Consider the following 26,542-nt stretch of genomic DNA (forward strand, 5'->3'; position numbering starts at 1 on the left):
CGCCGGGCGCCGGGCGCGAACCCTGCTGCGGCTGCTGCTGCGCGGGCGTGGACTGCTGGGCCGCGGCCGCCGGGGACGGCGCGGCCGGACGCGGGCCGCCGGGCTTGGGCGCGGGGCCGGGCTTCACGGCCGGGCCGGGACGCGACGCCGGGGCCTCACTGTCGGACCGGGCCGCCGGAGCGGACGACTGCTGCTCCGCAGCGGGCGCCGGCTTCGCCTGGGCCGCCGGGCTGGGTGCGCTGCGCGGGCCGGGACGGGGACCCGGGGTCGCGCCGGACGCGGGCTTACCTCCACCGGCCGGGCGGGCGCCCTGGTCGGAACCGGACCTCGCACCGGACTTCGCGGCGCCGTTCGACGGGGTGGACTTCGCCGAGAACGACTCCCGCAGCCGGCGCGCGACGGGTGCCTCCACCGTCGACGACGCCGACTTCACGAACTCGCCCTGCTCCTTGAGCGTTGCGAGTAGTTGCTTGCTCGTGACACCGAGTTCTTTCGCCAACTCGTGCACGCGGGCCTTGCCTGCCACTGCTCTCCTCACTGAGAGGTCGAGCGTGACAGTCCGTCCGGAATGGACGGAAGTCCGCACGACCTCCGATTATCTTCGATGGCCGATCATCGCTGGTACTTCACGGTGTGCTCATGAGTGCTCGTGCCTGTTCTCCACGTAGTGCTCCAGGGCTGAGATATCCAGTTTTCCGGACACTCTTAGCGCTCTGCCGAACGCTCGGCGCCGAACTGCCGCGGCCAGACAAGCCGAATCGGGGTGCAACCAGGCACCCCTCCCGGGAAATCTGTGCCGCGGATCGGGAACGATCGCCACGCCATCGGTCTGGGATGACGACGCCACGATCCGCAACAGATCGGCGGCCAGCTCGCGTTTCCGGCACCCCACACATGTCCGTACGGGACCCGAGGACGGTGCCTCGCCCCGCGCGGAACGCGTGGAAACCGGAGACTCGTGCTGAGCCTGCGTCCACTCTACCGCTGCCATGTCCAGATCCCCGCATCCAGCCCTCTGCTTAGTTACCAACATGTCACTCCACCACTGCCGTTGCGGAATGACGGCTTCTACCCGTGCGGCGCTTCCGTACGAACGGAGCCCTGTACATCGGGGGCCGCGTCGCTGCGGATATCGATGCGCCAGCCGGTCAGGCGGGCGGCCAGGCGGGCGTTCTGGCCCTCCTTGCCGATCGCCAGGGACAGCTGGAAATCGGGGACGACGACCCGGGCCGCGCGGGCCTCGGGGTCCACGATCGTGACGGAGACAACCTTGGACGGGCTCAGCGCATTCCCGACGAAGGTGGCCGGATCGTCGGCGTAGTCGATGATGTCGATCTTCTCACCGGCCAGCTCGCTCATCACGTTGCGCACCCGCTGGCCCATCGGGCCGATGCAGGCCCCCTTGGCATTGACGCCCGGCACCGTACTGCGGACCGCGATCTTGGAGCGGTGCCCGGCCTCGCGAGCCACCGCCACGATCTCGACCGAGCCGTCGGCGATCTCGGGGACCTCGAGCGCGAACAGCCGCCGCACCAGATTCGGATGCGAGCGCGACAGGTTGATCTGCGGGCCGCGCGGGCCGCGCGAGACTGCGTACACGTAGCACTTGATGCGGTCGCCGTGCTCGTAGGTCTCGCCGGGGACCTGTTCGGCCGGCGGGATCAGGCCCTCCGCGCCGTGCGCCTCGCTGCCGATGCGCACCACGATCGTGCCGCGGGCGTTCATGCGGGCGTCGCGCTGGACGACGCCGCCGACGATATCGCCCTCGTGCGTGGAGAATTCGCCGAAGGATTTCTCGTTCTCGGCGTCCCGCAACCGCTGCAGCACCACCTGCCGGGCGGTGGTCGCGGCGATGCGGCCGAAACCCTCAGGCGTGTCGTCCCATTCGGTGATGACGTTGCCGTCGGCGTCGACCTCGCGGGCCATCACGCGCACCACACCGGATTTCTGGTTGATATCGATGCGGGCGTTGGGCTCGTGCCCGTCGGTGTGCCGGTACGCGGTCAGCAGCGCGGACTCGATCGCGGAGATCACGGTCTCCATCGAGATCCCCTTGTCCGCGACAATCGCGCGCAGGGCTTCGATTTCGATGTTCATTCCACGATCCCTTCGGTCGGCGCGGCTACTGATTCGGGTGCTTCCTGATTTTCTCTCCCGGATTTCCCGGGCGATCTCGCGGCATTCGGCTCGTCCTCGGCCGCGGCGCCGGGTTCGGGACGTCCCGGCGCCACGCCGCCCGCCAACTCCATCTCCGCGGCGCCGGGCGCCGAGAATTCCACCTGAACAACGGCACTCTGGATATCGGCGAGCGGTACGGTGACGCGGTGCGGTTTTCGTTTTCCACCGAGCACGAGCGCCACCTCGGAATCGGAGGCCGCGCCCACGCGGGCGTCGAATGTGCCGGCGTTCTCCGGAGCGGGCGCGCCCGGGCGCAGGGTGACGCGCACCTTGCGGCCGCGGGCGCGGCGCCAATGCCGGGGCGCGGCGAGCGGGCGGTCGATTCCCGGGGTAGTGACCTCCAGCTGATACGCCGCCTCGCCGAAATCCCCGACCTCGTCGAGGGCCTGCGAGATCTCCGAACTCAATTCCGCGATCGTGTCCAGGCCGATGGCCTCGTCACTGTCCACGGTCACCGTCACCCGCGCCGGACCGGTGGCCGCGATCGCCACACCCTCGAGGTCGAATCCTCGGCGCTCGACGGGTCCAGCAACAAGCTGGCTCACCCTTTCCTCGGTCGGCATGGGCATGTGGGGCGGCTCCTGGTTCAGTTGTGACGGGGTGGCGTTGTCGGTATCGGCCCTGGTCCGGGCTTGGTCAGCGAGCATCGACGGCGAAAGTGTCCGCCGCTGCTCCAGCGTAACGCGCTGCAAGAGTGTAAAGGACCAGCCAACCTTCCCTAATTTCGCGTCGGCGGCCCTGCGCGCGTCCGCCCCGGACGAGGGCTGGCACGATGTACGCGTGCCGAGCAGCCATCACCGCGTCCCGCCGCGCCCAGCGGCCGCGAATCTCCCCGCCCTGAGCCGCCGTTCGATGCTGCGGATCACCGGCGGCGGCGCCGTCGCGGTCACCGTGCTGGGGGCGTCGGCCTGCACCGACGACAAGCCGGTCCAGCCGGACGTGTTGCTGGCGCCGGAGCGGGAGGCGCGCGCCGACGCCGTGTGGGCGCGGGCGGCGATGGCCGTCGCACCCGAACGCACGGCCGCGCTCACCGCGATCGCGACGCAGCGCACCGAGCACGCGGACGCGCTGCGCGCCGAGATCGACCGGGCGATCGGGGTCTACGGCGACGGCACGAAACCGAAGTCGAACACCCCGCCGGTGACGCCGCCGGCGGCCCCCGTCCCGCCGCCGACCGTCGCGGCCCTGCGCGAGCAGCTGACCCGCTCGCAGCGGTCAGCCGCCGATCTGTCGGTCGGCCGGTCCGGATTCCGCGCGGGCCTGCTGGCCTCGATCAGCGCCAGCTGCGCCACGCATGCCGGGGTGTTGCTGGCATGAGCGGACAGACGAATTCACCACTCTCGGCTCGCGCCCGAAAGGACGAGAACGCAGCATGACGACACCGGATCAGCAGGCGCTGACCGATGCCCTCGCCGCCGAGTACGCCGCGGTCTACGCCTACGGGGTGATCGCCGCCTACGCCGCGCACGAACGCAATCAGATCGTCGCGGAGTTCACCGCCGCGCACCGCGCCCGCCGCGACGCCACCGCCGACGCGCTGAAGTCGATCGGCGCGCCCGTGCCCGCCCCGGCCGCCGCCTACCCGCCGCCGTTCCCGGTGAACGACCCGATCCCGGCGGCCAACCTGGCGGTCACGGTCGAATCCGATACGGCGGCCGCCTGGCGGTCGGTGGTGGAGCGCGCCGACTCCCCCCAGGTCCGGCGCACCGCCATCGACGCCCTCACCGAATCCGCCGTCCGCCTCGCGACCTGGCAAGCCATCCTGGGCACGAACCCCGCAACGGCCTCGTTCCCGGGCAAGGTCTAGCCCCAGGTCACGGGCACAGGTCTGCCGCGGCCACGGCGCAATCCGTTCCTCGGCCGCGGCTACACCTGTTCCTCAGCCGCGGCTCAACCTCTTTTCCTCAGCCGCGCACCTTGGCGAGGACCGCGGCCACGGCATCGTCGGCCGCGACTTCCTCGTTGGTCTCCGCGAAGCGGTCGCGCAGTTCGACCTTGCCGTCGGCCCAGCCACGGCCGACGACCAGGACCAGGGGCATGCCCAGCAGCTCGGCGTCCTTGAACTTCACGCCCGGGGAGGCGGTGCGGTCGTCGAACAGGACCTCCAGGCCGGCGGCGTCCAGCTGGGCGGCGACCTGTTCGGCGCCGGCACGGGCGCCCTCGTCCTTGTTGGCGATGACGACGTGGACCTGGTACGGCGCGACCTCCAGGGGCCAGCGCAGGCCCTTGTCGTCGTGCATCTGCTCGGCGAGCACGGCGACCATGCGGGAGACGCCGACGCCGTAGGACCCCATGACCAGCCGCACCGGCTTACCGTTCTCGCCGAGTACGTCGACCTCGAAGGCATCGGTGTACTTGTAGCCGAGCTGGAAGATGTGACCGATCTCGATACCGCGCGCCGCGTGCAGCAGGCCGCGCCCGTCGGGCGAGGGATCGCCCTCGCGGACCTCGGCGGCCTCGATCACGCCGTCGGGCGTGAAGTCGCGGCCCGCGACCAGGCCGACCACGTGCCGGCCGGGCGCGTCGGCGCCGGTGATCCACGACGTGCCGGTCACCACGCGCGGGTCGACCAGATAGCGGACCCCGTTGTCCTGCAGCCCCTTCGGCCCGATATACCCCTTCACCAGGAACGGGTTGGCGGCGAAGTCCTCCTCGGTGAGCAGTTCCACCTCGGCGGGCTCGAGCGCGGCGCCCAGCCGCTTGTCGTCGACCTCGCGATCCCCGGGAACGCCGATGCCGAGGATCTCGGACTTGCCGTCCGGGTGGCGCAGCTTGACCATCACGTTCTTGAGGGTGTCGGCCGCGGTGACCGGACGCCCGAGCCGCTCGCCGACACCGGCGGAGTTGGCCCAGTCGACCAGCGTCGCGATGGTCGGGGCGTCGGGGGTGTCGTGCACCTGCGCCGGGGCCTGCCCGTCGAGGGGGATCTCCGGCGGCGCGGGCGTGACCACGGCCTCGACATTGGCGGCGTATCCGGATTCGCGGCAGACCACATAGGTGTCCTCGCCGACGGGGCTGTCGGCCAGGAACTCCTCCGACGCGCTGCCGCCCATGGCGCCCGAGGTGGCGGCGACGATCACGTAGGTGACGCCGAGCCGGTCGAAGATGCGCTGGTAGGCCGCCCGGTGCGCCTGGTAGCTGGCCTCCAGCCCGGCCTCGTCCAGATCGAAGGAGTAGGAGTCCTTCATGACGAATTCGCGCCCGCGCAGGATGCCGGCGCGCGGCCGCTCCTCGTCGCGGTACTTGGTCTGGATCTGATACAGCGTGACCGGCAGGTCCTTGTACGAGCTGTACTCACCCTTCACGGTGAGCGCGAACAACTCCTCGTGGGTGGGTCCGAGCAGGTAGTCGGCCTTCTTGCGGTCCTGCAGCCGGAACAGGCTGTCGCCGTACTCGACCCAGCGGTTGGTGGTCTCGTAGGGTTCGCGCGGCAGCAGCGCGGGCAGCGAGATCTCCTGGCCGCCGATGGCGTTCATCTCCTCGCGCACCACGTTCTCGACCTTGCGCAGCACCTTCAGGCCCAGCGGCAGCCACGAATAGACGCCCGGCGCGACGCGGCGGACGTACCCGGCACGGACGAGCAGCTTGTGGCTGGGCACCTCGGCGTCGGCGGGATCGTCCCGCAGAGTGCGCAGAAACAGGTGGGAGAGGCGGGTGATCACGGGTGCACAGCGTAGCCCCTGCTCCCCGGGCACAGGCAAAGCGTTACCGTATCCCCCCGTGCTGGTCATCCTGCCTCCCTCCGAAACGAAGTCCGACGGCGGCCACCTCGGTCCGCTGGACCTGGACGAGCTGTGGTTGCCGCAGCTCACCGCGGTGCGGGACAAGCTGATCGCCGAATTGGTGGCGCTGGCCGACGATCCCGAGACGGCCCGCACGGCATTGGCGCTCGGCAAGGGGGCTGATCCGGAGATCGCCCGCAACGCCGCGCTGCGCACCTCCCCCACGCGCCCGGCGCTGGAGCGCTACACCGGCGTGCTCTACGACGCGCTGGACGCGGGCGGGTTCACCAAGGTCCAGCGGGAGAAGGCCCGCGCCCGGCTGGCCATCGGCTCGGCGCTGTTCGGGGTCGTGCGCGCGGGCGATCCGATCCCGGCGTACCGGCTGTCGGGCGGGTCCAAACTGCCGGGGCTGCCGACCCTTTCGTCGCTGTGGAAACCGGAGCTGGCGCCGGCGCTACGCGCGGAGACGGCCGGGCGGCTGGTGGTCGACCTGCGCTCGGGCAGCTACCAGCAGCTGGGCCGCATCCCCGGCGCGGTCACCGCGACCGTGCTGACCGAGCGGCCCGACGGCACCCGCACGGTGGTCAGCCATTTCAACAAGCACCACAAGGGCCTGCTGGCCCGCGCGCTGGTGTGCGGCCGCTCCGAGCCGAGCGATATCCGCGGGGTGGCGCGGGTCGCGGAGAAGGCCGGGCTGCGCGTCGAGATCTCGTCGTCCGCCGAACTCCTGGTGCTCACCTGAGTGAATTCCCGGTAGCGTACGAGCCAATTCGAACGGAATTGATATCGGCGTGAATTCGAATTCGCGGTGACGAAAACACCTGTCGTTCAATCGCTTCGGAACGGACGGTCCGCAAAGTCATTGCCTCGCTTGGGAATGTCGGTCGACATACCGTAGGGTTGGCGCCGCGCGCCGGGTGCGCGCGGATATTTTCGCTGCGATGCCGAGGAGCTTGGCGTGGGTGTCAGTACCACCCCTGAAGACAAGGCGGCCCGTGAGGAAAAGGCGCTGCGCGAGCTGACGAATCGGCTTGTCGAAAGCTATACCGACAGCCATTCGCAGGAACGGATCGGAAGTGCCGTCGGTGCGGCGCGAAACAGATTCGACGACGCCTCGATTCGCGATTTCGTCCCCATTCTGGTGGAGCGGATGGCCCGGCGGGACCTGGACGGCGCTCCCGAGCCCGCCCCGGAGCCCGAGACCACCGAGGGCGATGCGGCCGAGAGCGCGGGCTCGGGTCGCGGTCTGGCGGCCGTGCGGGATCTGCTGCCGCCGCCGTGGACTCCGCGCCGCCTGGCGCTACCGGCCGGTGCGCTCGTGGTGGTCGCGGCGGTGGCGGCGGCCGTCGGCCTGGGCGGTTCCTCCCCTGAATCCCCCGCCGCGGCGGCCCCGGCGCTGACCACGGTGAGCGGCGTGGTCGGCTCGGAGAAGGCGGCGTTCTTCGACGATCCGAACGTGGCCGCGGTACTGGCCCGCAACGGCTTCAAGGTGCAGGTGGACCGGGCCGGATCGCGGCAGATCGCGACCACCGTCGACCTCGGCACCTACGATTTCGCGTTCCCGTCGAGCACACCCGCCGCGGAACGCATTCTGCGGCAGCGCAATACGACGGACAGGTACACCCCGTTCTCCTCGCCGATGGCCATCGCGACCTTCCGGCCGATCGTCGACCTGCTGACCAAGGCCGGTGTGGTGCGGCCGGGCCCGGTGCCCACCTTCGACATGAACCGCTACCTCGACCTCACCCAGCGCGGCGTGCAGTGGGACCAGCTGGAGGGCAACACCGAATACCCGGTACGCAAGAGTCTGCTCATCTCCACCACCGATCCGCGCACCTCGAATTCGGCCGCCATGTATCTGGCCGTCGCCGGCTACGTCGCCAACGACAACGCGATCGTGCGCGGCCGGACCGCCGAGGAGTTCGTGGTCTCCAAGGTGGCGCGGCTGTTCACCAAGCAGGGCTTCACCGACAGTTCCAGCGAAGGGCCCTTCGCCGAATACCTCTCGGCGGGAATAGGTCCCACGCCGATGGTGTGGGCGTACGAGGCGCAGTTCGTGGAGGCCGGGGTCGAGGGCAAGCTGCAGCCCGACATGACCCTGCTGTACCCGTCACCGACCGTGCTGTCGCGGCACACGCTGGTCCCGCTGACCTCCGCGGGCGACCGGATCGGCCGCCTGCTGTCGACCGATCCCGATCTGCAACGCCTGGCCGCCGAGCACGGCTTCCGCCCCAACGACGGCGCGCAGTTCGCGAAAGTGGTTGCCGAACACAAGGTTCCGGCGGCCGCCGACGTAGTCGACGTGGTGGACACCCCCGCCTACGACACCCTCGAGCACCTGCTCGACGGCGTCGCGGAGTCCTACAACTGAGGGCTACCTGTTCTCCAGATGGCTCGGCAGAACACAGACAGCGTCCAAGCCGAAGACGTGGTTGAGGCGGCCGAAGCCGAGCCAGGAGCCCAGGCACATGGTGAGTTCGACGGCCTCGGCCTGGGTGTAGTGGGCGAGCATGCGGGTCCAGAACTCGTCGTCGAGATTGTGGTGGTCCAGCGCATAGCGGTCGGCGTACTCGGCGGCGAGGCGGGTGCGCTCGTCGAACAGATCCGTTGTGCGCCAGTCGGTGACGGCCTCGGCGAACTCCTCTTCGACCTTCACGCCGTCGCGCTCGGTGCGCCAGTCCTGGCAGAACAGGCAGCCGTTGATCTGGGCGATGCGCAGCCGCGCCGCCTCGAACTCGCGCAGCCCCAGCGTGCTGTGCGAGTACACCGCGAGCGCGAATTGCGAGGCGGCCGTGCCGATTCCGGGGACCATCTCACCCCAGACGTATTCGATCGGGTCACGGCCCTCGGGCACATCGATGATCATGGCGCTGTCCTTCCGAGAATTCCGGCCGCCGGGCGTAGCGGCACGTCGAGCGCGTCGTAGAGTCCGGGTTCGGCGGCGGCCAGCCATTCGACGGCCCCGACCAGGCGGCCGACCGCGGTGGCGTTACCGCCGGCCGAGCGGTTGCCGTCCTCGTCGGTGGCCTCGACGGTCACCTCGATGCGCGGACGGCCCTCCACGATCACCCGGTGGGCGCCGTCGCCGTCCGGGGGTGTCGGCCAGTCCCGCGCGCAGGACGGATGGATGCGGGTGACGTGCTCGATGATCAGCCGCGGTGCGCCGCCGACGATGCCCTGCACCTCGAATCGCACGGCGCCCTGGGTACCCGCCTCGAATTCGCCCATGCGCTCGGTGGCCACGGTCTCGTCGAGCGGGCGGCGGTCGACGGTCTCGCGGATCTCGTCGATGTCGGCGCCCAGCGCGCGGGCCAGCAGCCGGATCTGACCGCCCCACACCATGGTCGGGATGCCGTTCGCGAGCATCGGCGGCTCGTACTCCATCGGCTGGCCCATGCCCACCAGATAGCGCACCGAATCGGGTTGGTCGTAGGTGGTGTAGTCGAAGATCTCCTGGCAGCGGATCGTCTCGACCTCGCTGCCGAGCCCGGCGACCAGCAGCGGCAGCACATCGTTGCCCCAGCCCGGGTCGACGCCCGACACGAACAGCGAGCCGCCGCCGTCCTCGATCGCGGACAGCACCTGATCGCGCGATTCCGCTGGGGCGCTGCGGTGGTCGTAGAAGGCGTACAGCGCGGGCGTCACGACGACGGCGCCCGCGCGGATCGCCCGGACGATATCGGCGAGCGCGTCGTCGGGCCGGATATCGCCGGAGGCCGCGTAGACCACCGCGCGGGGACGCGCCGCCAGCGCCGCCTCGATATCGGTCGAGGCGGCGACGCCGAGCGTGCGGTCGAGACCGGCGAGTTCACCGGCGTCGCGCCCGTCCTTGTCCGGATTGTGGACGAGCACACCGGACAGCTCGAGCGCGGGATGGGCGGCCACCGCCCGGACGGCGGCACGGCCGACATTGCCGGTGCCCCAGACGATCGTGGGGATCATCGCGTGAGCGTAGCAAGCGCTTGGTCGGCTGTCCTCGACTTGCGATATCTGTGCGTGACACGGCCCCGGCCTGCGTTTTTCCGGGGGTCGTTCACGTCTCGGTGGTAGAAGTAGCGAGGTGGAAAGCGCAGATATGGACCCGGAGCTGATCGAGCTGGCGACCAAGGTCTTCGACCTCGCCCGCACCGGCGACGCGGCCACGCTGACGGCCTACCTGGAAGCGGGCATCCCGCCGAACCTCACCAACGACCGCGGCGACACCCTCCTCATGCTCGCCGCCTACCACGGCCACCGGGAAGTGGTCGCAGCTCTCCTGAACCACGGTGCCGACCCCAACCGCCCCAACGACAAGGGCCAAACTCCGGCCGCCGGCGCGGTATTCAAAGGCGAGGACGAGATCCTGAAGGCCCTCCTCGCCGCAGGCGCCGACCCCGACGCCGGCACCCCCTCGGCCCGCGACTCCGCCACCATGTTCGGCAAGACGGAGCTACTGAAACTCTTCGGCTGACCACCGCGCTCCACCTCAGCACTCCCCTCTTTTTTCCGGCACGCTTTTGGCCGGAATCTCCCGCGGCCGAGGTGGATTCCGGCCAAGAGCGTGCCGGAAAAATGGGTTGGTACGGGTGGCCGGTCACGGACGTAGCGCCTACGGCTTGGCCAGGTCGCGGATGAGCAGTGCCGCGTGTAGCGACGTCCTGACCTCGCCGTCGTCGAGATCCACGCCAAGCACGCGTTCGATGCGAGAGAGTCGGTCGTAGAGCGTGGGGCGGCTGATGTTCATGCGGCGGGACAGTTCGGTCTTGTTGCCCGCGAGGTCGAGGAACTGGCGGAGGGTGGCGGTGAGGTCGCCGCGGTGGCGGATGTCGTGGCGCAGCAGGGCGCCGAGTTCGGTCTCGGCGAAGTGCTGCACTCCGGGCTCGTTGCGGATCAGCGACAGCAGCCCGCGCAACCGGACGTCGCCGCTGCGGTAGAACGGGCGCGGGGCCGCCGAATTCAGCGACAGCGCCACCTCCGCGACGTGCCCGGCATGGGCCAGTTCGCGGGCGGTGTCCAGCAGCGATTCGGAATCCGCGCCGACGCCGATCACGACCCGAAGCACCCCGTCGACGCGGCGCACCTCGGCGGCCACCGCGGCGCACACCTCCCCCAGCCGATCGTCCGGATCGCCGGAGCGGCCGACGGCCACGATGAGCGTGAGCCGATCGTGCTCCGCTGCCGACAGCGCGGTGGCCTTGGTCAGCGCGAGGCCGTGCCCGGCGGCATCCAGCAGCGCCGCGCCCCGCCGCTGCCGGGCCACCGGATCCGGTTCCGCGAGCGCCGCGACGTGCACCGCCAGCGGGACGTATCGCGCACGCCGCGCCAGGCCGAGCGCCGCCGCCCGGGCCATCGCGTCCCGCTCGTCGCCGAGCCGCCCGCCGACCATATCCTCGAGCAGCCCGGTCTGCGCCTGCCGATGCAGCCCGAAGCGGTCGCGCTCGATCATCCGGTGCAGGGTGAGGGTCTGCGCGGCGCGCTCGAGCACCAGGCGCGCGCGAGCCGTCGGGATATGCGGCGAGCGCAGGAGGAGCCGCCCCCATCGCTGGGTGTGCGGGCCGACGGGGACGACGCTCTCGTCCTCGGTCAGCATCCGCGAGGTCGTCTCCCAGTTGTCCAGCAGCGCCGCGGTGGAGGCGTGGCGGGCGGTCAGCGCCAGCACCCGGTGCGCCAGATCCTCCAGCACCACCGAGGCGTCCAGCAGATCGGCGGCGGTCCGCACGATCTCCTCCAGCGACGCCCGCCGCACACTCAGCGCGGTGAAGGTCTCGTGCACCGAATGCGCGAATTCGAGTTCGGCGTACTGGTCGGCCACGATCACCCGGTGCACGGCCTCGGTCACCTCGACGAAGCGGGTGACGCGGTGCAGGGCGATCACCGGCAGTCCGAGCCGGTCGGCATCGGCGGCGACCGCCCGGTCCAGCTCGGCCACATAACTACCCAGCTCCACCACCAGACCCGAAACACCCGCCGCGGCAAGCGATTCCAGATAGGCACTCGTCGCCGCGGCACCGTGCGCCAGCGGCTGGCCGGTGGTGAGGACCAGCTCGCGGCCGGTCAACAGGGTGGCCACATCGGCCACATCGCTGACGTGCACCCAGCGCACATCCCGCGACAGGTCCGCGCCGCCGCCCGCGATCTCGGGCTCGCCCGCGCGCACGACCGGCATGGCGAGGATATCGGCGATGGTCGGCAGCACCGACGAATCGTAAAACATTCTTCCGAACGACCGACATATCGTCGCCTCGGCCGCGGAGCGTGCTGGGGCACAGTGGTCGGTGGGTCGCAGACGACGCGAGGCGAGGAGCACCATGCAGACCATCACGCACTGGGTCGACGGCAAGCCGTTCGACGGGACGAATCCGGCGACCGCACCGGTGACCAACCCCGCCACCGGCGCCGTCACCGGACAGGTGGCCCTCGCCGACGCCGCCGATACGGGTGTGGCGGTCGCGGCCGCCGCGGCGGCATTCCCCGCCTGGCGCGACACCTCGCTGACCCGCCGCACCCAGATCCTGTTCCGGTTCCGCGAACTGCTCAACGAGCGGCGCGAGGACCTGGCCGCGATCATCACCGCCGAACACGGGAAGGTGCTCTCCGATGCCCTCGGCGAGGTCACCCGCGGCCTCGAGGTGGTCGAATTCGCCTGCGGCATACCGCATCTGCTCAAGGGCGGCTTCACCGAGAACGCCTCCACGAAGGTCGACATCTTCTCGATCCGGCAGCCGCTGGGCCCGGTGGCGATCATCTCGCCGTTCAACTTCCCCGCGATGGTGCCGATGTGGTTCTTCCCGATCGCCATCGCGTCGGGCAATACCGTGGTGCTCAAGCCGAGTGAGAAGGACCCCTCGGCGGCGCTGTGGCTGGCGCGCCTGTGGTCCGAGGCGGGCCTGCCGGACGGGGTGTTCAACGTGGTGCAGGGCGCCAAGGCCGCGGTCGACGCGCTGCTGGACGCCCCGGCGATCAAGGCGGTGTCGTTCGTCGGCTCCACGCCCATCGCGCGCTACGTCTACGAGCACGGCACCGCGAGCGGCAAGCGGGTGCAGGCCCTGGGCGGGGCGAAGAACCACATGGTGGTGCTGCCCGACGCCGATCTCGATCTGGCCGCCGACGCCGCGGTCAACGCCGGATTCGGCTCGGCCGGCGAACGCTGCATGGCGATCAGCGTGGTGGTCGCCGTCGGCGAGGTCGCCGACGCTCTAGTCTCCCGAATCACCGACCGCGCCAGGACTATTCGCACCGGCGACGGCACCCGCGGCACCGATATGGGCCCGCTGGTGACGCGCGAGCACCGCGATCGGGTCGCCGGCTACGTGGCGAAGGGCGAGGCCGAGGGCGCGCGCGTGGTGCTCGACGGCCGCGGCGTCGAGGCGGACGGCGGAGCGGACGGATTCTGGCTCGGCCCGACGCTCCTCGACGAGGTCACGCCCGAGATGAGCGTCTACACCGACGAGATCTTCGGCCCGGTGCTGTCGGTCGTGCGGGCCGAGAGCTACGAGGACGCCCTCGCCCTGATCAACGCCAACCCCTACGGCAACGGCACCGCGATCTTCACCAACGACGGCGGCGCGGCCCGGCGCTTCCAGAACGAGGTCGAGGTCGGCATGGTCGGCATCAACGTGCCGATCCCGGTGCCGATGGCCTACTACAGTTTCGGCGGCTGGAAGTCCTCGCTGTTCGGCGACTCGCACGCGCACGGCGCGGACGGTGTGCACTTCTTCACCCGGACCAAGGCGGTCACCTCGCGCTGGCTCGATCCCAGCCACGGCGGGCTGAACCTCGGTTTTCCCCGCAACGACTGACGGAGGCGCACACGATGACACTGCCCAACGGCCTGACCCCCGACGACGCCCGCGCCGAGGCCGCCCGCGCCTACGAGCTGGACCGCCGTCACGTCTTCCACTCGTGGTCGGCGCAGAAGAACCTGAAACCCATGACCGTCACCGCCGCCCAGGGCAGCTACGTGTGGGACGGCGACGGCAAGCGGCTGCTGGACTTCTCCTCGCAGATGGTGAACACCAATATCGGACACCAGCATCCGAAGGTCGTCGCGGCCGTGCAGGAGCAGGCCGCCAAGCTGTGCACGGTCGCGCCGCACCACGCGAATGCCGCGCGCTCGGAGGCCGCCCGGCTCATCGCCGAGCGCACGCCCGGCGAGCTGGACCGGATCTTCTTCACCAACGGCGGCGCCGACGCGGTCGAGCACGCGGTGCGGATGGCGCGCCTGCACACCGGACGCCCGAAGGTGCTGGCGCGCTACCGGTCCTATCACGGCGGCACCGAGACCGCGGTCAATCTCACCGGTGATCCGCGCCGGTGGCCCAACGATCGTGGCACCGCCGGCGTGGTGCACTTCCACGGGCCGTTCCTTTACCGGTCGCAGTTCTACGCGCGCGACGAGGCCGAGGAGTCCCAGCGGGCGCTCGCGCATCTCGAGCAGACCATCGCGATGGAGGGGCCCGACACCATCGCGGCCGTCATCCTCGAATCCGTCCCCGGCACAGCCGGAATCATGGTGCCGCCACCCGGATATCTGGCCGGGGTGCGGGAGCTGTGCGACCGATACGGGATCGTGTTCATCGCCGACGAGGTGATGGCCGGATTCGGCCGCACCGGGCGGTGGTTCGCCATCGACCACTTCGATGTCGTCCCCGACCTGCTGACCTTCGCCAAGGGCGTGAACTCCGGCTATGTGCCGCTGGGCGGCGTGGCCATCGGCCCGCGGGTGGCCGCCACCTTCGACGACCGGGCCTATCCCGGCGGGCTGACCTACTCCGGTCACCCGCTGGCGACGGCCGCCGCGGTCGCCACCATCACCGCCATGGCCGAGGAGGGCATCGTCGAGAACGCCGCCGCGATCGGCGCGGACGTGCTGGGCCCGGGGCTGCGCGAGCTGGCCGACCGGCATCCGAGCATCGGCGAGGTGCGCGGGCTGGGCGTGTTCTGGGCGCTGGAACTGGTGCGGGACAGGCGGACTCGCGAACCGCTCGCCCCGTACGGCGGCACCTCCCCCGCGATGACCGAGGTCGTCGCGGCCTGCCGCGCCGCCGGACTGCTCCTGTTCGTCAACTTCAATCGCCTGCACGTGGTCCCGCCCTGCACGGTCGCCGAGGCCGAGGCCAAGGAGGGGATGGCGATCCTGGACTCGGCCCTGGCGGTCGCGGACCGGCACACGGTCTGATCGGGTTTCCGTCCGGATACCGCCGCGCGGCGCGGTACGGTTCGGGACTATGGCTCCGCAATCGTTCGACGCGCATCGATGGACACCACCGGCCGCGCCCCCGCGCGCCCGCGAAAGCCGCAGTGTCCCACCGATGCCCGCGCCCCGGCTGTTGTCGCTGCCCGGGGCGTCGCCGGAGGACGTGGTGGTCGGACCGGACGGCCGGGTGTTCACCGGCATCGCGGGCGGAGCGATCCTGGCGGTCGATCCGGACAGCGGTGCGGTGGAGCAGGTCGGCCACACCGGCGGGCGGCCGCTCGGCCTGCACGCCGAACCCGATGGCGCGCTGCTGATCTGCGATTCCGAGCGTGGGCTGCTACGCCTCGCCGAGCCACACGGGCAGATCGAGGTCCTCGTCGACGAGGTGGACGGGGAACGGCTCAACTTCGCCAGCAACGTGGTCGCGGATACCGACGGCACGATCTACTTCTCGGCGTCGACCCGCCGGTACGGCTTCGACAACTACATGGGCGACTTCTACGAGCACTCCGGCACCGGCCGGCTGTTCCGCCGCCACCCCGACGGCCGCATCGACACCCTGATCGACGGGTTGCAGTTCGCCAACGGCGTGGTCCTCGCCCCCGACCGCTCGTGCGTCCTGGTCGCCGAGACCGCCGCGTACCGGGTGGCCCGTCACCACCTGACCGGCCCGGACGCGGGCTCCACCGACTACCTGGTGGAGAACCTGCCGGGCATGCCGGACAATATGGGGCTGGGCAGCGACGGGCTGGCCTGGGTCACCCTGGTGACACCGCGAAATCCGTTGCTGGACAAGCTGCTTCCCTTGCCGGGCATACTCCGGCGCATCGCCTGGTCGCTGCCCTCGGCGCTGCAGCCGAAGCCCGCGCGCACGGCATGGGTGCAGGCCTTCGACTTCACCGGCGCGCTCGTGCACGACCTGCAACGCGAGGGCGACGACTACGCCCTGGTCACCGGCGTCGCCGAACGCGACGGCACGCTGTATCTGGGCAGCCTCGCCGAATCGTCCGTCGCCGTCACCACGGTGCCGTGAAATCCGTCGGGAAGTCGATCCGCACCGGATACGGGACCGTCCCGGAAAAATGGCCCGCGTGTATCCATCGCGGCGCGGGAACATAGCTGCCGAGCTCCTCGTCCAGCCAGTACTCGTAGACGATCGGCCGGTCGTCCTCGCCCCGCTCCACCCGCCAGAAGTAGGCGATGCCCGCGGCCGCGTACAGCTGCGGCTTGCGGAACCAGTCGTCGGCGAGGCTCGCGCCCGCGATCTCGACGACGAGCGTGGCCGACTCGACCGGCACGTACTCGGCGGAGTACAGGTCGACCCGGGTCTCGTCGACGACCACCACATCCGGTAGCGCCGGATTGAATTCGTCCACGAGGACGCACTGCTGGGCGAGCACCGCGTACGGCGCGCGGCGGGCCTCCCCCAGCGCGGTCAGCAGCGCGTCGCGGACGGCGCCGTGCCAGCCGTTCGGCGAATCACGGACGGCGATCTCCCCGTCGACCAGCTCCCAGTCGAACGGCAACCGCAGATCCTTGACCTCGTCGTAGGTCCACCCCCGACGAGACCGGATCCGGTCGATCGGTACTGCGGTCATGGCCCCCTCCTCAGCCGTTCGAGTCAGCGTAACCCGCTGGCCGGTAGGGCGCAGGCCGAGAAATCCCCGCGCACGGCAAGCCCGCTCACGCACCCCTAGCTGCGACGACAGGGTGTGCGAGCGGCCGGACCGGGTGCGGGAACACGGGTCCGGAACACCGCCCGGACCGGCGGATAGGGGCCGTGGCGGCTACAGCGTCCCGGAGGCCCCGGACTGCTGCGCCTCCTCCTGCGCGTGCTGCGCCTGAGCCAGCTGCTGCGGGGTGTACCGCAGCGTCAGGGCGATCAGGCCGACGGCGATCGCGCCGACACCGCACAGGAGCAGCACCAGCGTGTACCCGCTGCTGAGCGCGGAGATCTCGGCGGCGCTCATATCCGCGGCCTTCCCGGTCCGGCCGCCCAGCGCCAGCGTGCGGGACGCGGCGATCGGGGTCAGCACGCCGATGGCGAGCGGGGTACCGAGATTGAAGGTCATCTGGCCGATCGCCGATAGCGGGCCCACCTCGGAGACGGGAACGCCGACCAGCAGGCACAGCGGCGCCACCACGATCACCAGGCCGACGCCCACACCCGCGAGGAGCAGGAGGATCAGCAGCGTGGGCAGATATTCCACGGACCCGTCGAGGGTCGACCCGTAGACCCCGGCCACCGCCAGGAACACCGCCGCGGTCACGAGGATCCAGCGCGGCCGCACCTTCAGCGCCGCCTTGGTCGCGACGGCCGTGCCCACGCCCGCGGCGAGGGTGAACGGGATCGACGCCAGACCCGCCACCAGCGGGCTGTACCCGACGATGTTCTGCAGGAACTGGGCCACGAAGTAGGTCATCGCCGCGAGGACGCCCGAACCCAGCAGCAGCGCGATGAAGGTCGCCACCCGGTCGCGGTTGCGGAACAGCGCGAGCGGCAAGACCGGATTCTCGGCGTACCGCTCGGCGAGGACGAACAGGATCAGCAGCACGACGCCCGCGATCAGCGCGCCCAAGATCCACGGACTGGACCAGCCCATCTCCGGTCCCTCGGTGGCGCCGAAGACGATCGCGGCGCAGGCGGCGGTGCCGAGGATCGAGCCCTGCACGTCCAGCGTGAGCCGCTCGGGGGTGGTGTCCCGTAGTCGGTAGAGCGCGCCGAGCAGGATGAGCGCACCGATCGGAACGTTGATGAGGAAGATCAGCCGCCAGTTGAGCTGGGTCAGCGCACCGCCGATGACGAGCCCGCCGACGGATCCGACGGCCGCCATCGAACCGAAGATCGCGATAGCGCGGTTGCGGACCGGGCCCGGCGCGTACGTGCTGGCGACCAGCGCCATGGCCGAGGGCGCCGCCACCGCCGCGCCCGCGCCCTGGATCGCGCGGGCGATGATCAACATCGCCTCGTTCTGCGCGAGTCCGCAGGCCAGCGACGCCAGCGTGAACAACGAGACCCCGATGATCAGCATTCGCTTGCGGCCGAACAGATCACCGAGACGGCCGCCGAGCAGCATCAGCCCGGCGAAGGTCAGTCCGTACGCGGTCACCGTCCAGGCGCTGCCCGCGCTCGACAGGGCCATCTGATCCGGCTCCTGCAGCCGCGGCAGGGCGAGGATCACGACGGAACCGTCCAGGATCACCATCAGCTGCAACCCGCTGAGTACCAGGATCGGCAAACCGAAGGCCCGCTTCGTCACCGGATACTGCACAGTCGCGGCGGGGTTGGCGGGGTTATCGAGCACAGTGAGCCACTGTAACGGATGGGCACCTACCGTCCGGTAGCCGACGTTTCGGCGGCATCCGGTGCGCCCGCGGTGAAGCCTGCGGTCGGGCCCACCACGATGATCGCCGGGGGCCGGATGCCTTCCGCGCGAACGCGTTCCGCGGCGGTGGCGAGATCCGCGCGCACGATGCGCTGGGTACGCAGGCTGCCCTCCTGCACGACCGTGACCGGGGTTTCGGCGGGCCGCCCGCCGGCCATGAGCGCCTCGGCGAACTGCTCGATGCGCTCCACCGCCATGAGCAGCACGAGAGTGCCGCGCAGCCGGGCCAGGGCGGGCCAGTCGACCAGCGAATCCGGATGATCGGGCGCGATATGCCCGCTGACCACCACGAATTCATGAGTGACGCCGCGATGCGTCACCGGGATACCGGCCACTGCCGGCACGGAGATCGCACTGGTGACGCCCGGAACAACGGTCACCGGCACGCCCGCGGCCACGCACGCCTCCACTTCCTCGTAGCCGCGGCCGAACACGTAGGGGTCGCCGCCCTTGAGCCGCACCACGAATTTTCCGGCCTTCGCGCCCTCGACCAGCGCGGTGTTGATGGCCTCCTGGGCCATCGCCCGCCCGTACGGGATCTTGGCGGCGTCGACCACCTCGACGTCGGGTCCGAGTTCGGCGAGCAGTTCCGGCGGCGCGAGCCGGTCGGCGACAACGAGATTCGCGCGCGCCAGCAGCCGCCGCCCGCGCACGGTGATGAGATCCGGATCGCCCGGCCCGCCGCCGACCAGGGCGACGCCGGGCGCGACCGGGCCGGAATCGTCGGTCACGACGCCGGACTGCAATGCCTCCAGCAGCGCGGTCCGCACGGCGGCCGACCGGCGGTGCTGCCCGCCCGCGAGTACGCCGAGCGTCATCCCGTCGTAGCGCGCGGAGGCCGGGGTGACGGCGGTGCCGAGGCGAGCGTTGTCGGCGCGCACGCAGAACACGCGGCGGCGGGTCGCCTCGGCCACGATGGCGGCGTTGGTCTCCGGTTCGTCGGTGCAGGCGATGGCGTACCAGGCCTCGTCGAGATCACCGTCGGCGTATTCGCGCAGGTGCAGCGTCAGCTGCCCGGAACTCGCCATACCCTCCACGGCCGGGGTCACGGCACGGCTGACGACGTGCACGTCCGCGCCGGAGGCGATGAGCAGTCCGAGCCGGCGCTGGGCCACGGTCCCGCCGCCCACCACGACGACGCGGCGGCCGGCGAGATCGAGCCCGACCAAGTAGTTCGGGTCCCCTGCATGCGGGTCGGCTGGCGTGTTCGGCACAAGGTTCGAGCCTACGGCCTGCGCCGACGACGGCCACACCCGGAGGCGGTCCTCAGAACCGGCCGAGCACCTTGGTCGGCGTGATGCGCACGATCACCCGGTCGGCGTCGTTCGCCGAGCCCGGGTTGAAGTCGGCGTAGCGCTGTCCGGTGTACTTCCGCGACAACCGGTCCGGAAGTTCCCGCTCCGGATCGGGCGTCAGGGTCACGGTCCCGCGGATCTGGGCGTACCGGTACGGGTCTTCCGGCGGGTTGATCATCACGGTGATGCGCGGGTCGCGCGCGAGGTTCTTGTACTGCTGGCGCGTCACGGTGGTGGAGTACACCAGTTCGTCGCCGTCGCGTTCGATCCAGTTGACCACGAGGTGCGGCTGCCCGTCGCGGCCGATCGTGGCGATGGTGGCGAACACCTTCGCGGTGTCGAGGTGTTTCTTGAGGTCATCGGAAAGTTCGGCGGTCACCATTCTGCGAACCCGGCGCGCGCCATGCCTATTCCGGATGGAACCACCCGGAGCGCCGATGTGCTTCTATGCTGCGATCATGCGACGAGGTGTCTTCCGGATCCTGGTAGCTCTGACCGCGATCGTCCTGGCGGCCGCGCCGGTCGCGCACGCCGATCAGCCGTACGGGCCGACGGGGCCGGTGGAGACGGTGTTCGCCCAGCGTGGCCCGCTGGCCGTCACCGCGCGGCCCGGATTCGGCTGCTGCGATTCCACCGGCGCCGCCTACGACGTGTGGTACCCGACCGATCTGGGCGTGGCCGGCGTCCGGCATCCGATCATCACCTGGGGCAACGGCACCGACGCGGTGCCGCGCCAATACGCCTACCTGCTGGAACATCTCGCGTCCTGGGGGTTCGTGGTGATCGCCACCGAGAACCGCAACACCGGGACCGGGGCCGACATCACCGCGGCCGCGAGGTATCTGATCGACTCCTCCGCCGATCCGGCCAGTGTCTTCCACAACCGGCTGAACACCGACGCCGTCGGCGCGATCGGCCACTCCCAGGGCGCGTCGGGGGCTCTGAACGCGCTGGCGAATTCCGGCGGCCTGGTCAAGACCGCTGTCCCGCTGGAACTTCCGGCCCAGGCGTTCTGCAACGACTCGACGCGATGCTCCGACTCGCGGCGTCTCACCTCCGGTTCGGTGCTGTACGTCAACGGGGGCGAGGACGCGCTGATCTCCCCGTCGAATCCGCCGCCCTGGCAGCCGGCGGGCCTGCAATCCAATCGGGCCTACTACGACGCCACCCCGCCCTCGGTCACCAAGGCGTGGGGAACGCTGGTGCGCGCCAACCACAACGACCCGCAGGGCCAGCCGGGGTGCGCGCAGGCCTCGTTCCCGTGCACGACCGGTGTGCAGGGCTATCTCGGATATCCGACGGCCTGGCTGGTGGGACAGCTGTGGGGTGAGGGGTTCGCGCGGGGCGCGTTCACTCCCGGGTCCGGCGAGTTCTACCAGCCGAATCCCAACTGGGCCAACCAGATCGGCGCGGCGGCGAGCTGAACGACCCGCGCCCCGCTCAGTGCGTGGGGGCTGAGCGGGGCGGCCCGCCGTGCGGGGCACGGCGGGAGTCTGGGGGTGTCATTCCAGAGGTACATCCTGCACCCAGCGGAATCCCGTTCTACGCAGCGGGAAGGTATCCGGGTCCACCCGCCGCAGCGCGATGGTCACCGGATGTCCGCCCACCTCGCCGGTGAGTATCGCGCTGTCGGCGGATCGGCGGTCGACATTCAGCGCGGCCGGCTGCGGACCGCCGGTGATGTCGAGGTGGTGCGTCGCCTCGTCGACCGTACCGGGCACGGTCACGAGGGCGCCGTCCATCCGCTGATACGTGATCTGCCCGGGGAAGTCGACCACGAGTGTGCGCCACCGGTTCTCGTCGGTGAGCAGCGGCGGTAGCGGCTGCCCGTCGCGGGTGAACTCCGAAACCGACCAGATGCCGTACAGCGGCGGCTTCGGGCGGTCGGGCCCGCCCTCCTGCCAGAACCCCCAGCCGGCGTGCGCGATCGCCGAGCCGACCCAGAGACCGAGCGCGAGCTGCGCGACCGCCGCGATCCACCGCGACCGCCGCGTGTGGAAAGGGTAGGGCGCGGTCGAGGGACCCGTCGCGCGGTTCAGCACCAGCACGTCGAGCAGCCGGCGCGCCTCCGGAGCCAGCAGCACCAGACTCAGCAGCAGCAGATGACCGGACAGGATCTTCACCGGCACGCCGAAGGTCATATTCAGCACGAACACCTGCGCCATGCTGATCAGCGTCAGCATCGCGCCCGCCAGCGCGGTGCGCGGGATCAGCAGCAGGATTCCGGCCGTCAGTTCCGCCGCGCCGAGCAGCATCTCGTACACCGGTGACACGCCGACCTGATTCCACAGCACCTGGAACGGCGCCAGCTCGCCGAACGGCTGCAACAGCGTGGTCAGCGTCGGTTCCGGCATCTGCGACGGGATCACCTTGCCGAACCCGTAGTTGATCATCTGCCCGGCCACGCACAGCCGGACGAACAGCAGGAACCAGCCCGCCAGCCGCCGGTAGTCGGCGCGCCGCCGGTCCAGCAACGACCACGCCAGCGTCCCGGCCACCGCGATCACCAGCAGGCAGAACAGCAGCACCCACATGATGCCCTGATCGCCGCTGCCGTTGAACCGCAACTCGACATCGGCCCCGAAGACCGTGCGGCCCACCCATCGCAGCACCGGGGCGAGCGGGCGGACCGCGCCCATCACCGTTTCCTCGGGCAGCCATTCGAGCAGCCATCCCAGGAATGTGGTGACCGGCTGCGGATAGATCACGCAGAACAATCCGAAGTACAGGAAGGAGAACCGGAACACGATCCGGGTGAGAGGATTCCAGCCCGTCCGCGGCGCCTCGTCGATCTCCGAGTGCGTCGCGGGCGGGGCGGTAACGATGGCGCCCACGCTCGTCCTTTCTGTGCAGTTCGCGCTCCGAAACTACGGAATGCGTGCCCCTGCCGCTTCCGGGAAGCCCCCGATTCCCACCCCGAGGCGGGCTACTCCTCAGGGCTTACCAGTCAGCACCCCCGGCCGAGGTGGTGCGAGCACCACCACCGCAATCGCCGGTCCCGATCAGCGGAACTCGGCGAATTCCCGGCCGAATCCCGCCCGCGCACCAATTGGAACGCGTTACATTTCTTCGGACACGCCCGCCGCCGCGTCTCCGCCTGTTTCCGGAACACGTTGGCACCCAGGCGTTTCGACAGTCAGGAGGACACGACATGGCGGCCGAGCCCGAACCCGATCCCGGACAGCGGCGGCAGCTCACCACCAGCGCCCGCGATCTCGACGACCTCGCCGAGCGGCTCACGAGCTGGCTGGCGACCCGGGTGGACTGCGACGACGCACCGGAGGTCACCCACCTGGCCCGACCGCAGGCCGGCGGGCTGTCGAGTTCCTCGGTCCTGTTCGACGCGCGGTGGCAGGCCGGCGGGCGGCCCCGTGGCGGCTCCTATGTGGCGCGCCTGGCCCCGGAGGAGGGATCCTTCCCCGTCTTCGAGACCTACGATCTCGCCACCCAGTACGCGGTGATGTCCGGCGTGAGCGCGCACACCGATGTCCCGGTCCCGCCGCTGTGCTGGCTGGAGACCGACGACTCGATCCTCGGCACACCGTTCTTCGTGATGGAGCGGGTGGACGGGCGTATTCCCGAGGACAATCCGCCGTACGTCTTCGTCGGCTGGCTGTTCGACGCCACCCCGGACGAGCGGCTGCGGCTGACCCGCAACACCGTCGACATCATCGCCAGGATCCACTCCGTCCCCGATCCGGCCGCGGTATTCCCCATGTTCGACGGCGAGGGTTCGGCGCTGCGCCGCCACATCGACGCCCAGCGCGCCTGGTACCGGTGGGCACTGGCCGACGACGGCTACCGGATTCCGTTGCTGGAGCGGGCCTTCGACTGGCTCGAGGAGCATTGGCCCGCGGATCCCGGACCGGACGTGCTCAGCTGGGGTGATGCCCGGCCCGGCAACATCATCTACCGGGAGTTCGAGCCGGTCGCCGTCCTGGACTGGGAGATGGCGGCGCTGGGTCCGCGCGAACTGGATATCGCGTGGGTCATCTTCATCCACCGCTTCTTCCAGGACCTCGCCACCCGGTTCGACCAGCCCGGCCTGCCCGACTACCTGCGCCGCGAGGACGTGGTGGGGCACTACGAGCAGCTCACCGGCTACACCGTCCGGGATCTGGACTGGTACCTGGTCTACGCCGCGCTGCGGCACGGGATCGTCATGGCCCGCATCAAGCGCCGGATGATCCACTTCGGCGAAGACACCGACACCGACGACCGCGACGACTACGTCATGCACCGGCCCAGCCTCGAGGCCCTGCTCGACGGCGCCTACACCTGGGATTGATCGACCTACGAACAGGATTGAGCCATGTCCGCACCGGTACCGTTGGACGAGTACCCCATTCATCAGACTCCGCTGTCGCTGGCCCGCGTGGCCAGTAGCGACCGGAACTTCTACGACCGCAGCTACTTCAACGCCCACGATCGCGACGGCGGCACGCTGCTGGTCACCGGGCTGGGCGTGTACCCCAATCTGGGTGTCATCGATGCCTACGCCGCCGTCCGCCGCGGCGAGACGCAGCGCGTGGTGCGGTTCTCCGACGCGCTGGCCGAGCGCGGCCTGGAGCAGCGGGTCGGCGGGTACCGGGTCGAGGTGCTGGAACCGCTACGGCGCCTCCGGATCGTCTGCGAGCACGACGATCTCGGGCTCGACCTCACCTGGACCGGGTCGTTCCGGCCCATCCAGGAGCAGCCGCACCTGATCCTCGCCGGCTCCCGGCCGATCATCGACGCGTCCCGCTTCGCGCAGGTCGGCTCCTGGGAGGGCACGATCTGCGTGGACGGCACGGATATCGCCGTCGATCCGGAGGTGTGGACCGGCACCCGCGACCGCTCCTGGGGTATCCGCCCGGTCGGCGAGACCGAACCGGCGGGGCGCGCCAATGCCGAAGGGGCGGGCGGGTTCTGGTGGCTGTACGTGCCGCTGCGGTTCGAGGACTTCGCGATCGTGGTGATCGTGCAGGAGAACCCGGACGGCTTCCGCACCCTCAACGACGCGACGCGGATCTGGCCGGACGGCCGCATCGAGCAGCTGGGCTGGCCGCGCGTGCACATCGAATACCGTTCCGGGACAAGGATTCCGATCGGCGCGCGGCTGGAACTGACCGCCGCCGACGGTAAACCGCTCGAGGTCCGGGTCACGCCGCGGACCTTCATGGCGCTGCACATCGGCTGCGGGTACGGCGGCGATCCGGACTGGGGGCACGGCCAGTGGAAGGGGCCGGGCTGGTCCTCCAGTTCCACCTACGATCTGACCGATCCCGCTGTCGCCGGGCGCATTCCGTGGGGCGTGATCGACCACGTCGCCCGCGCGGAGTGCGACGGGGCGGAGGGCTGGGGCCTGTTCGAGCACGCGAGCCTGGGCCGCCACGATCCCACCGGCTTCGCCGACTGGACCGCGGTAGCGCCGTAGCGTTCCGGGCTCACCGGTTGTAGAGCGCTTCCCGCACCCAGTGGAAACCACGACTGGGCAGATAGGCCCGGCGGCGGCGATCCACCACCGACCAGACCACCGTCACCACCGCGGCCAGAAACAGCAGGCAGGCCACTGTCACCCAGTTCGCCGCACCATCGCCGCTCCCCGTGGCCGCACGATCGAGATCCAGATCGACCCCGAAGACATGACTCCCCGGCCCACCGCACCAGCGGATCCAACGGCCGGCCCGGAAGCCCCACGACAGCACGGAACCGCGGCCTCGTTCACCCGGCCTGCGATTGCCCGGCAGTGCGATGTTCTAGGGTTGGTCGGCGTGGCGAAACTGCGGCGGCGGGTGGCCGAGGCCGCGGAGGCGGCGCTGGCCCGGCAGAAGTACGTGTCGGCGATCGATGTGTTCACGGGGCTGGGGTGGGTGCACTCGAGTCAGGTGGCCCGGTGGCGGCAGGGGCAGGCGGAGTCGTTGCAGGGGCTGGCGGCCGTCGACGGGGAGCGGCTGAGCGATGCGGTGGATCTGCTGCGGGAGTGGGCCCGGGACAAGGGCCTCGCCGCCAGCGAGACGGCGTACGTGTCGGGTGGTCGCGATCGCGGGGCGCTCCGATTCCTCGAGGACGGCGACGACGCGGCGTTCCGCGTGCACTGGCTGTCGGCGGACCTTACTCCGGCGCGGCGCGAGCAGCTGGTGAAGCGGCAGAACAAGGCGCCGGATCTGACGGTCGTCGAGGCGCAGGAGCCGTGGGAGTGCGTCGAATGTGCCGAGACCGGGCCGTATCTGATCACGTCGGACGCCGGCTCGCTCTGCCTCACCTGCGCGGACCTGGACCATCTGGAGTTCCTGCCCGCCGGAGACGCCGCGCTCAGCCGGCGCGCCAAGAAGGAGAGCGCCCTCGCCGCGATCGTCGTCCGGTTCAACCGGCGCCGCCGCCGATACGAGCGGCAGGGCATTCTCGTGGAGGAGGCCGCGCTCGCCCGCGCCGAGGAACAGTGCCTGGCCGACGAGGAGGTCCGGCTGCGCCGCCGCGACCGCGACCGGGTGCGGCGGGCCGAACAGGACGTCGAATTCGAGGCGCGCATGGCCGCGGAGATCCGCCGCCTGTTCCCCGGCTGTCCCGCCGACCGTGCCACCGAGATCGCCGCCCACGCCGCGGTGCGCGGCAGCGGCCGCGTGGGCCGCAGCGCCGCCGCCAAAACCCTGGACCCCGAGGCGATCACCCTCGCCGTCATCGCCTCGATCCGCCACCGCGACACCGACTACGACCATCTCCTCATGACCGGCGTCGCCCGCATGGACGCCCGGGCCACCATCCGCCCCGCACTCGACCGGGTGCTGAACTCCTGGCGGTAAACAG

26 protein-coding genes are annotated in these 26,542 nt (G+C 70.5%); 12 read left to right on the forward strand and 14 right to left on the reverse strand.

Going from position 1 to position 26,542, the window contains the following annotated elements:
• The 4 genes from ON41_RS21370 to rimP all read right to left on the reverse strand — a co-directional run.
• Nucleotides 1-526: translation initiation factor IF-2 N-terminal domain-containing protein (locus ON41_RS21370; RefSeq protein ID WP_040749499.1), on the reverse strand; the 526-nt coding region annotated here is incomplete at its 3' end.
• Between the two features lie 111 nt (nt 527-637).
• A complete protein-coding gene (locus ON41_RS40445) occupies nt 638-1,033 on the reverse strand; it encodes a YlxR family protein (protein WP_306307786.1) in 396 nt (131 codons plus the stop codon).
• A 35-nt stretch (nt 1,034-1,068) separates the two neighbouring features.
• On the reverse strand, nt 1,069-2,097 hold the full coding sequence (nusA, locus tag ON41_RS21375) for a transcription termination factor NusA (RefSeq protein WP_040749500.1): 1,029 nt from the start codon (nt 2,095-2,097) through the stop codon (nt 1,069-1,071).
• Entirely contained in the window at nt 2,094-2,747 is a 654-nt protein-coding gene (rimP, locus tag ON41_RS21380; RefSeq protein WP_040749565.1) for a ribosome maturation factor RimP, read from the reverse strand. The genes nusA and rimP overlap by 4 nt, the downstream gene beginning before the upstream one ends.
• A 211-nt stretch (nt 2,748-2,958) precedes the next feature.
• Between rimP and ON41_RS21385 the strand changes: the two genes are divergently transcribed.
• Nucleotides 2,959-3,495 (forward strand): hypothetical protein, encoded by a 537-nt coding sequence (locus ON41_RS21385; RefSeq protein WP_040749501.1) that lies wholly within the window; start codon nt 2,959-2,961, stop codon nt 3,493-3,495.
• Between the two features lie 55 nt (nt 3,496-3,550).
• Complete coding sequence (locus tag ON41_RS21390) at nt 3,551-3,985, forward strand: DUF4439 domain-containing protein (protein ID WP_040749502.1); 435 nt, start codon at nt 3,551-3,553, stop codon at nt 3,983-3,985.
• Between the two features lie 97 nt (nt 3,986-4,082).
• Here ON41_RS21390 and ON41_RS21395 read toward each other — a convergent pair whose 3' ends face one another.
• Entirely contained in the window at nt 4,083-5,840 is a 1,758-nt protein-coding gene (locus ON41_RS21395; RefSeq protein ID WP_040749503.1) for a proline--tRNA ligase, read from the reverse strand.
• A 58-nt stretch (nt 5,841-5,898) separates the two neighbouring features.
• On the opposite strand from ON41_RS21395, the gene yaaA reads away from it, so the two are divergent.
• Together yaaA and ON41_RS21405 are read left to right on the forward strand one after the other, a co-directional pair.
• The gene (yaaA, locus tag ON41_RS21400; protein ID WP_040749504.1) at nt 5,899-6,642 is read left to right on the forward strand and encodes a peroxide stress protein YaaA; all 744 of its coding nucleotides are present in this window, start codon (nt 5,899-5,901) and stop codon (nt 6,640-6,642) included.
• Between the two features lie 216 nt (nt 6,643-6,858).
• On the forward strand, nt 6,859-8,271 hold the full coding sequence (locus tag ON41_RS21405) for a three-helix bundle dimerization domain-containing protein (RefSeq protein ID WP_246829575.1): 1,413 nt from the start codon (nt 6,859-6,861) through the stop codon (nt 8,269-8,271).
• Nucleotides 8,272-8,274: 3 nt separating this feature from the next.
• Here the strand turns inward: ON41_RS21405 and ON41_RS21410 are convergent, their stop codons facing one another.
• Both ON41_RS21410 and ON41_RS21415 read right to left on the reverse strand, forming a co-directional pair.
• Nucleotides 8,275-8,766, reverse strand: a complete 492-nt coding sequence (locus ON41_RS21410) for a carboxymuconolactone decarboxylase family protein (RefSeq protein ID WP_040749505.1) — start codon at nt 8,764-8,766, stop codon at nt 8,275-8,277.
• A complete protein-coding gene (locus ON41_RS21415; protein ID WP_040749506.1) occupies nt 8,763-9,842 on the reverse strand; it encodes an NAD(P)H-dependent amine dehydrogenase family protein in 1,080 nt (359 codons plus the stop codon). The genes ON41_RS21410 and ON41_RS21415 overlap by 4 nt, the downstream gene beginning before the upstream one ends.
• A 133-nt stretch (nt 9,843-9,975) precedes the next feature.
• Here ON41_RS21415 and ON41_RS21420 point away from each other — a divergent pair, with 133 nt between their 5' ends.
• Entirely contained in the window at nt 9,976-10,350 is a 375-nt protein-coding gene (locus ON41_RS21420) for an ankyrin repeat domain-containing protein (RefSeq protein WP_040749507.1), read from the forward strand.
• A gap of 138 nt (nt 10,351-10,488) precedes the next feature.
• On the opposite strand, the gene ON41_RS21425 is transcribed toward ON41_RS21420, so the two are convergent.
• Nucleotides 10,489-12,075, reverse strand: a complete 1,587-nt coding sequence (locus ON41_RS21425) for a PucR family transcriptional regulator (RefSeq protein WP_040749567.1) — start codon at nt 12,073-12,075, stop codon at nt 10,489-10,491.
• A 112-nt stretch (nt 12,076-12,187) separates the two neighbouring features.
• Here ON41_RS21425 and ON41_RS21430 point away from each other — a divergent pair, with 112 nt between their 5' ends.
• From ON41_RS21430 to ON41_RS21440, 3 genes are all read left to right on the forward strand, one after another.
• Nucleotides 12,188-13,678, forward strand: coding sequence for a CoA-acylating methylmalonate-semialdehyde dehydrogenase (locus ON41_RS21430; protein ID WP_040749508.1), 1,491 nt, complete (start codon nt 12,188-12,190; stop codon nt 13,676-13,678).
• A 14-nt stretch (nt 13,679-13,692) separates the two neighbouring features.
• On the forward strand, nt 13,693-15,057 hold the full coding sequence (locus ON41_RS21435; protein ID WP_083905521.1) for an aspartate aminotransferase family protein: 1,365 nt from the start codon (nt 13,693-13,695) through the stop codon (nt 15,055-15,057).
• A gap of 133 nt (nt 15,058-15,190) precedes the next feature.
• Entirely contained in the window at nt 15,191-16,108 is a 918-nt protein-coding gene (locus ON41_RS21440) for an SMP-30/gluconolactonase/LRE family protein (protein ID WP_040749509.1), read from the forward strand.
• On the opposite strand, the gene ON41_RS39235 is transcribed toward ON41_RS21440, so the two are convergent.
• From ON41_RS39235 to ON41_RS21460, 4 genes are all read right to left on the reverse strand, one after another.
• Nucleotides 16,092-16,673 (reverse strand): Uma2 family endonuclease, encoded by a 582-nt coding sequence (locus ON41_RS39235; RefSeq protein WP_051162105.1) that lies wholly within the window; start codon nt 16,671-16,673, stop codon nt 16,092-16,094. The two genes, ON41_RS21440 and ON41_RS39235, sit on opposite strands and share 17 nt — an antisense overlap.
• Before the next feature lie 189 nt (nt 16,674-16,862).
• Nucleotides 16,863-18,380 carry an MFS transporter gene (locus ON41_RS21450; protein ID WP_051162107.1) on the reverse strand — a complete coding sequence of 506 codons (1,518 nt, stop codon included), beginning with the start codon at nt 18,378-18,380 and terminating at the stop codon, nt 16,863-16,865.
• 26 nt (nt 18,381-18,406) lie between these two features.
• Entirely contained in the window at nt 18,407-19,675 is a 1,269-nt protein-coding gene (cobA, locus tag ON41_RS21455; protein ID WP_040749510.1) for a uroporphyrinogen-III C-methyltransferase, read from the reverse strand.
• Nucleotides 19,676-19,727: 52 nt separating this feature from the next.
• The gene (locus ON41_RS21460; protein WP_051162109.1) at nt 19,728-20,138 is read right to left on the reverse strand and encodes a PPOX class F420-dependent oxidoreductase; all 411 of its coding nucleotides are present in this window, start codon (nt 20,136-20,138) and stop codon (nt 19,728-19,730) included.
• 76 nt (nt 20,139-20,214) lie between these two features.
• On the opposite strand from ON41_RS21460, the gene ON41_RS21465 reads away from it, so the two are divergent.
• A complete protein-coding gene (locus tag ON41_RS21465; RefSeq protein ID WP_157185569.1) occupies nt 20,215-21,180 on the forward strand; it encodes a poly(ethylene terephthalate) hydrolase family protein in 966 nt (321 codons plus the stop codon).
• 78 nt (nt 21,181-21,258) lie between these two features.
• Here the strand turns inward: ON41_RS21465 and ON41_RS21470 are convergent, their stop codons facing one another.
• Complete coding sequence (locus tag ON41_RS21470) at nt 21,259-22,590, reverse strand: DoxX family protein (protein ID WP_246829576.1); 1,332 nt, start codon at nt 22,588-22,590, stop codon at nt 21,259-21,261.
• Nucleotides 22,591-22,907: 317 nt separating this feature from the next.
• Between ON41_RS21470 and ON41_RS21475 the strand changes: the two genes are divergently transcribed.
• Together ON41_RS21475 and ON41_RS21480 are read left to right on the forward strand one after the other, a co-directional pair.
• A complete protein-coding gene (locus tag ON41_RS21475) occupies nt 22,908-24,044 on the forward strand; it encodes a phosphotransferase family protein (RefSeq protein WP_040749511.1) in 1,137 nt (378 codons plus the stop codon).
• Between the two features lie 24 nt (nt 24,045-24,068).
• On the forward strand, nt 24,069-25,172 hold the full coding sequence (locus tag ON41_RS21480) for an Rv3169 family protein (protein WP_040749512.1): 1,104 nt from the start codon (nt 24,069-24,071) through the stop codon (nt 25,170-25,172).
• Between the two features lie 10 nt (nt 25,173-25,182).
• Here the strand turns inward: ON41_RS21480 and ON41_RS42305 are convergent, their stop codons facing one another.
• Nucleotides 25,183-25,443, reverse strand: a complete 261-nt coding sequence (locus ON41_RS42305; RefSeq protein ID WP_040749513.1) for a hypothetical protein — start codon at nt 25,441-25,443, stop codon at nt 25,183-25,185.
• Between the two features lie 66 nt (nt 25,444-25,509).
• On the opposite strand from ON41_RS42305, the gene ON41_RS21490 reads away from it, so the two are divergent.
• Entirely contained in the window at nt 25,510-26,538 is a 1,029-nt protein-coding gene (locus tag ON41_RS21490; protein ID WP_040749574.1) for a DUF2293 domain-containing protein, read from the forward strand.
• The last annotated feature ends 4 nt before the right edge of the window (nt 26,539-26,542 follow it).

The organism is Nocardia transvalensis NBRC 15921 (assembly GCF_000308875.1).
Classification (GTDB): domain Bacteria; phylum Actinomycetota; class Actinomycetes; order Mycobacteriales; family Mycobacteriaceae; genus Nocardia; species Nocardia transvalensis.

What these genes read in the sequence shown, in the direction of transcription:
- ON41_RS40445 (WP_306307786.1), bottom strand. Translation starts at nt 1,033, where the DNA reads ATGTTGGTAACTAAGCAGAGGGCTGGATGCGGGGATCTGGACATGGCA.
- nusA (WP_040749500.1), bottom strand. Translation starts at nt 2,097, where the DNA reads ATGAACATCGAAATCGAAGCCCTGCGCGCGATTGTCGCGGACAAGGGG.
- rimP (WP_040749565.1), bottom strand. Translation starts at nt 2,747, where the DNA reads ATGCCCATGCCGACCGAGGAAAGGGTGAGCCAGCTTGTTGCTGGACCC.
- ON41_RS21390 (WP_040749502.1), top strand. Translation starts at nt 3,551, where the DNA reads ATGACGACACCGGATCAGCAGGCGCTGACCGATGCCCTCGCCGCCGAG.
- ON41_RS21410 (WP_040749505.1), bottom strand. Translation starts at nt 8,766, where the DNA reads ATGATCATCGATGTGCCCGAGGGCCGTGACCCGATCGAATACGTCTGG.
- ON41_RS21415 (WP_040749506.1), bottom strand. Translation starts at nt 9,842, where the DNA reads ATGATCCCCACGATCGTCTGGGGCACCGGCAATGTCGGCCGTGCCGCC.
- ON41_RS21420 (WP_040749507.1), top strand. Translation starts at nt 9,976, where the DNA reads ATGGACCCGGAGCTGATCGAGCTGGCGACCAAGGTCTTCGACCTCGCC.
- ON41_RS21430 (WP_040749508.1), top strand. Translation starts at nt 12,188, where the DNA reads ATGCAGACCATCACGCACTGGGTCGACGGCAAGCCGTTCGACGGGACG.
- ON41_RS21435 (WP_083905521.1), top strand. Translation starts at nt 13,693, where the DNA reads ATGACACTGCCCAACGGCCTGACCCCCGACGACGCCCGCGCCGAGGCC.
- ON41_RS21440 (WP_040749509.1), top strand. Translation starts at nt 15,191, where the DNA reads ATGCCCGCGCCCCGGCTGTTGTCGCTGCCCGGGGCGTCGCCGGAGGAC.
- ON41_RS39235 (WP_051162105.1), bottom strand. Translation starts at nt 16,673, where the DNA reads ATGACCGCAGTACCGATCGACCGGATCCGGTCTCGTCGGGGGTGGACC.
- ON41_RS21460 (WP_051162109.1), bottom strand. Translation starts at nt 20,138, where the DNA reads ATGGTGACCGCCGAACTTTCCGATGACCTCAAGAAACACCTCGACACC.
- ON41_RS21465 (WP_157185569.1), top strand. Translation starts at nt 20,215, where the DNA reads ATGCGACGAGGTGTCTTCCGGATCCTGGTAGCTCTGACCGCGATCGTC.
- ON41_RS21475 (WP_040749511.1), top strand. Translation starts at nt 22,908, where the DNA reads ATGGCGGCCGAGCCCGAACCCGATCCCGGACAGCGGCGGCAGCTCACC.
- ON41_RS21480 (WP_040749512.1), top strand. Translation starts at nt 24,069, where the DNA reads ATGTCCGCACCGGTACCGTTGGACGAGTACCCCATTCATCAGACTCCG.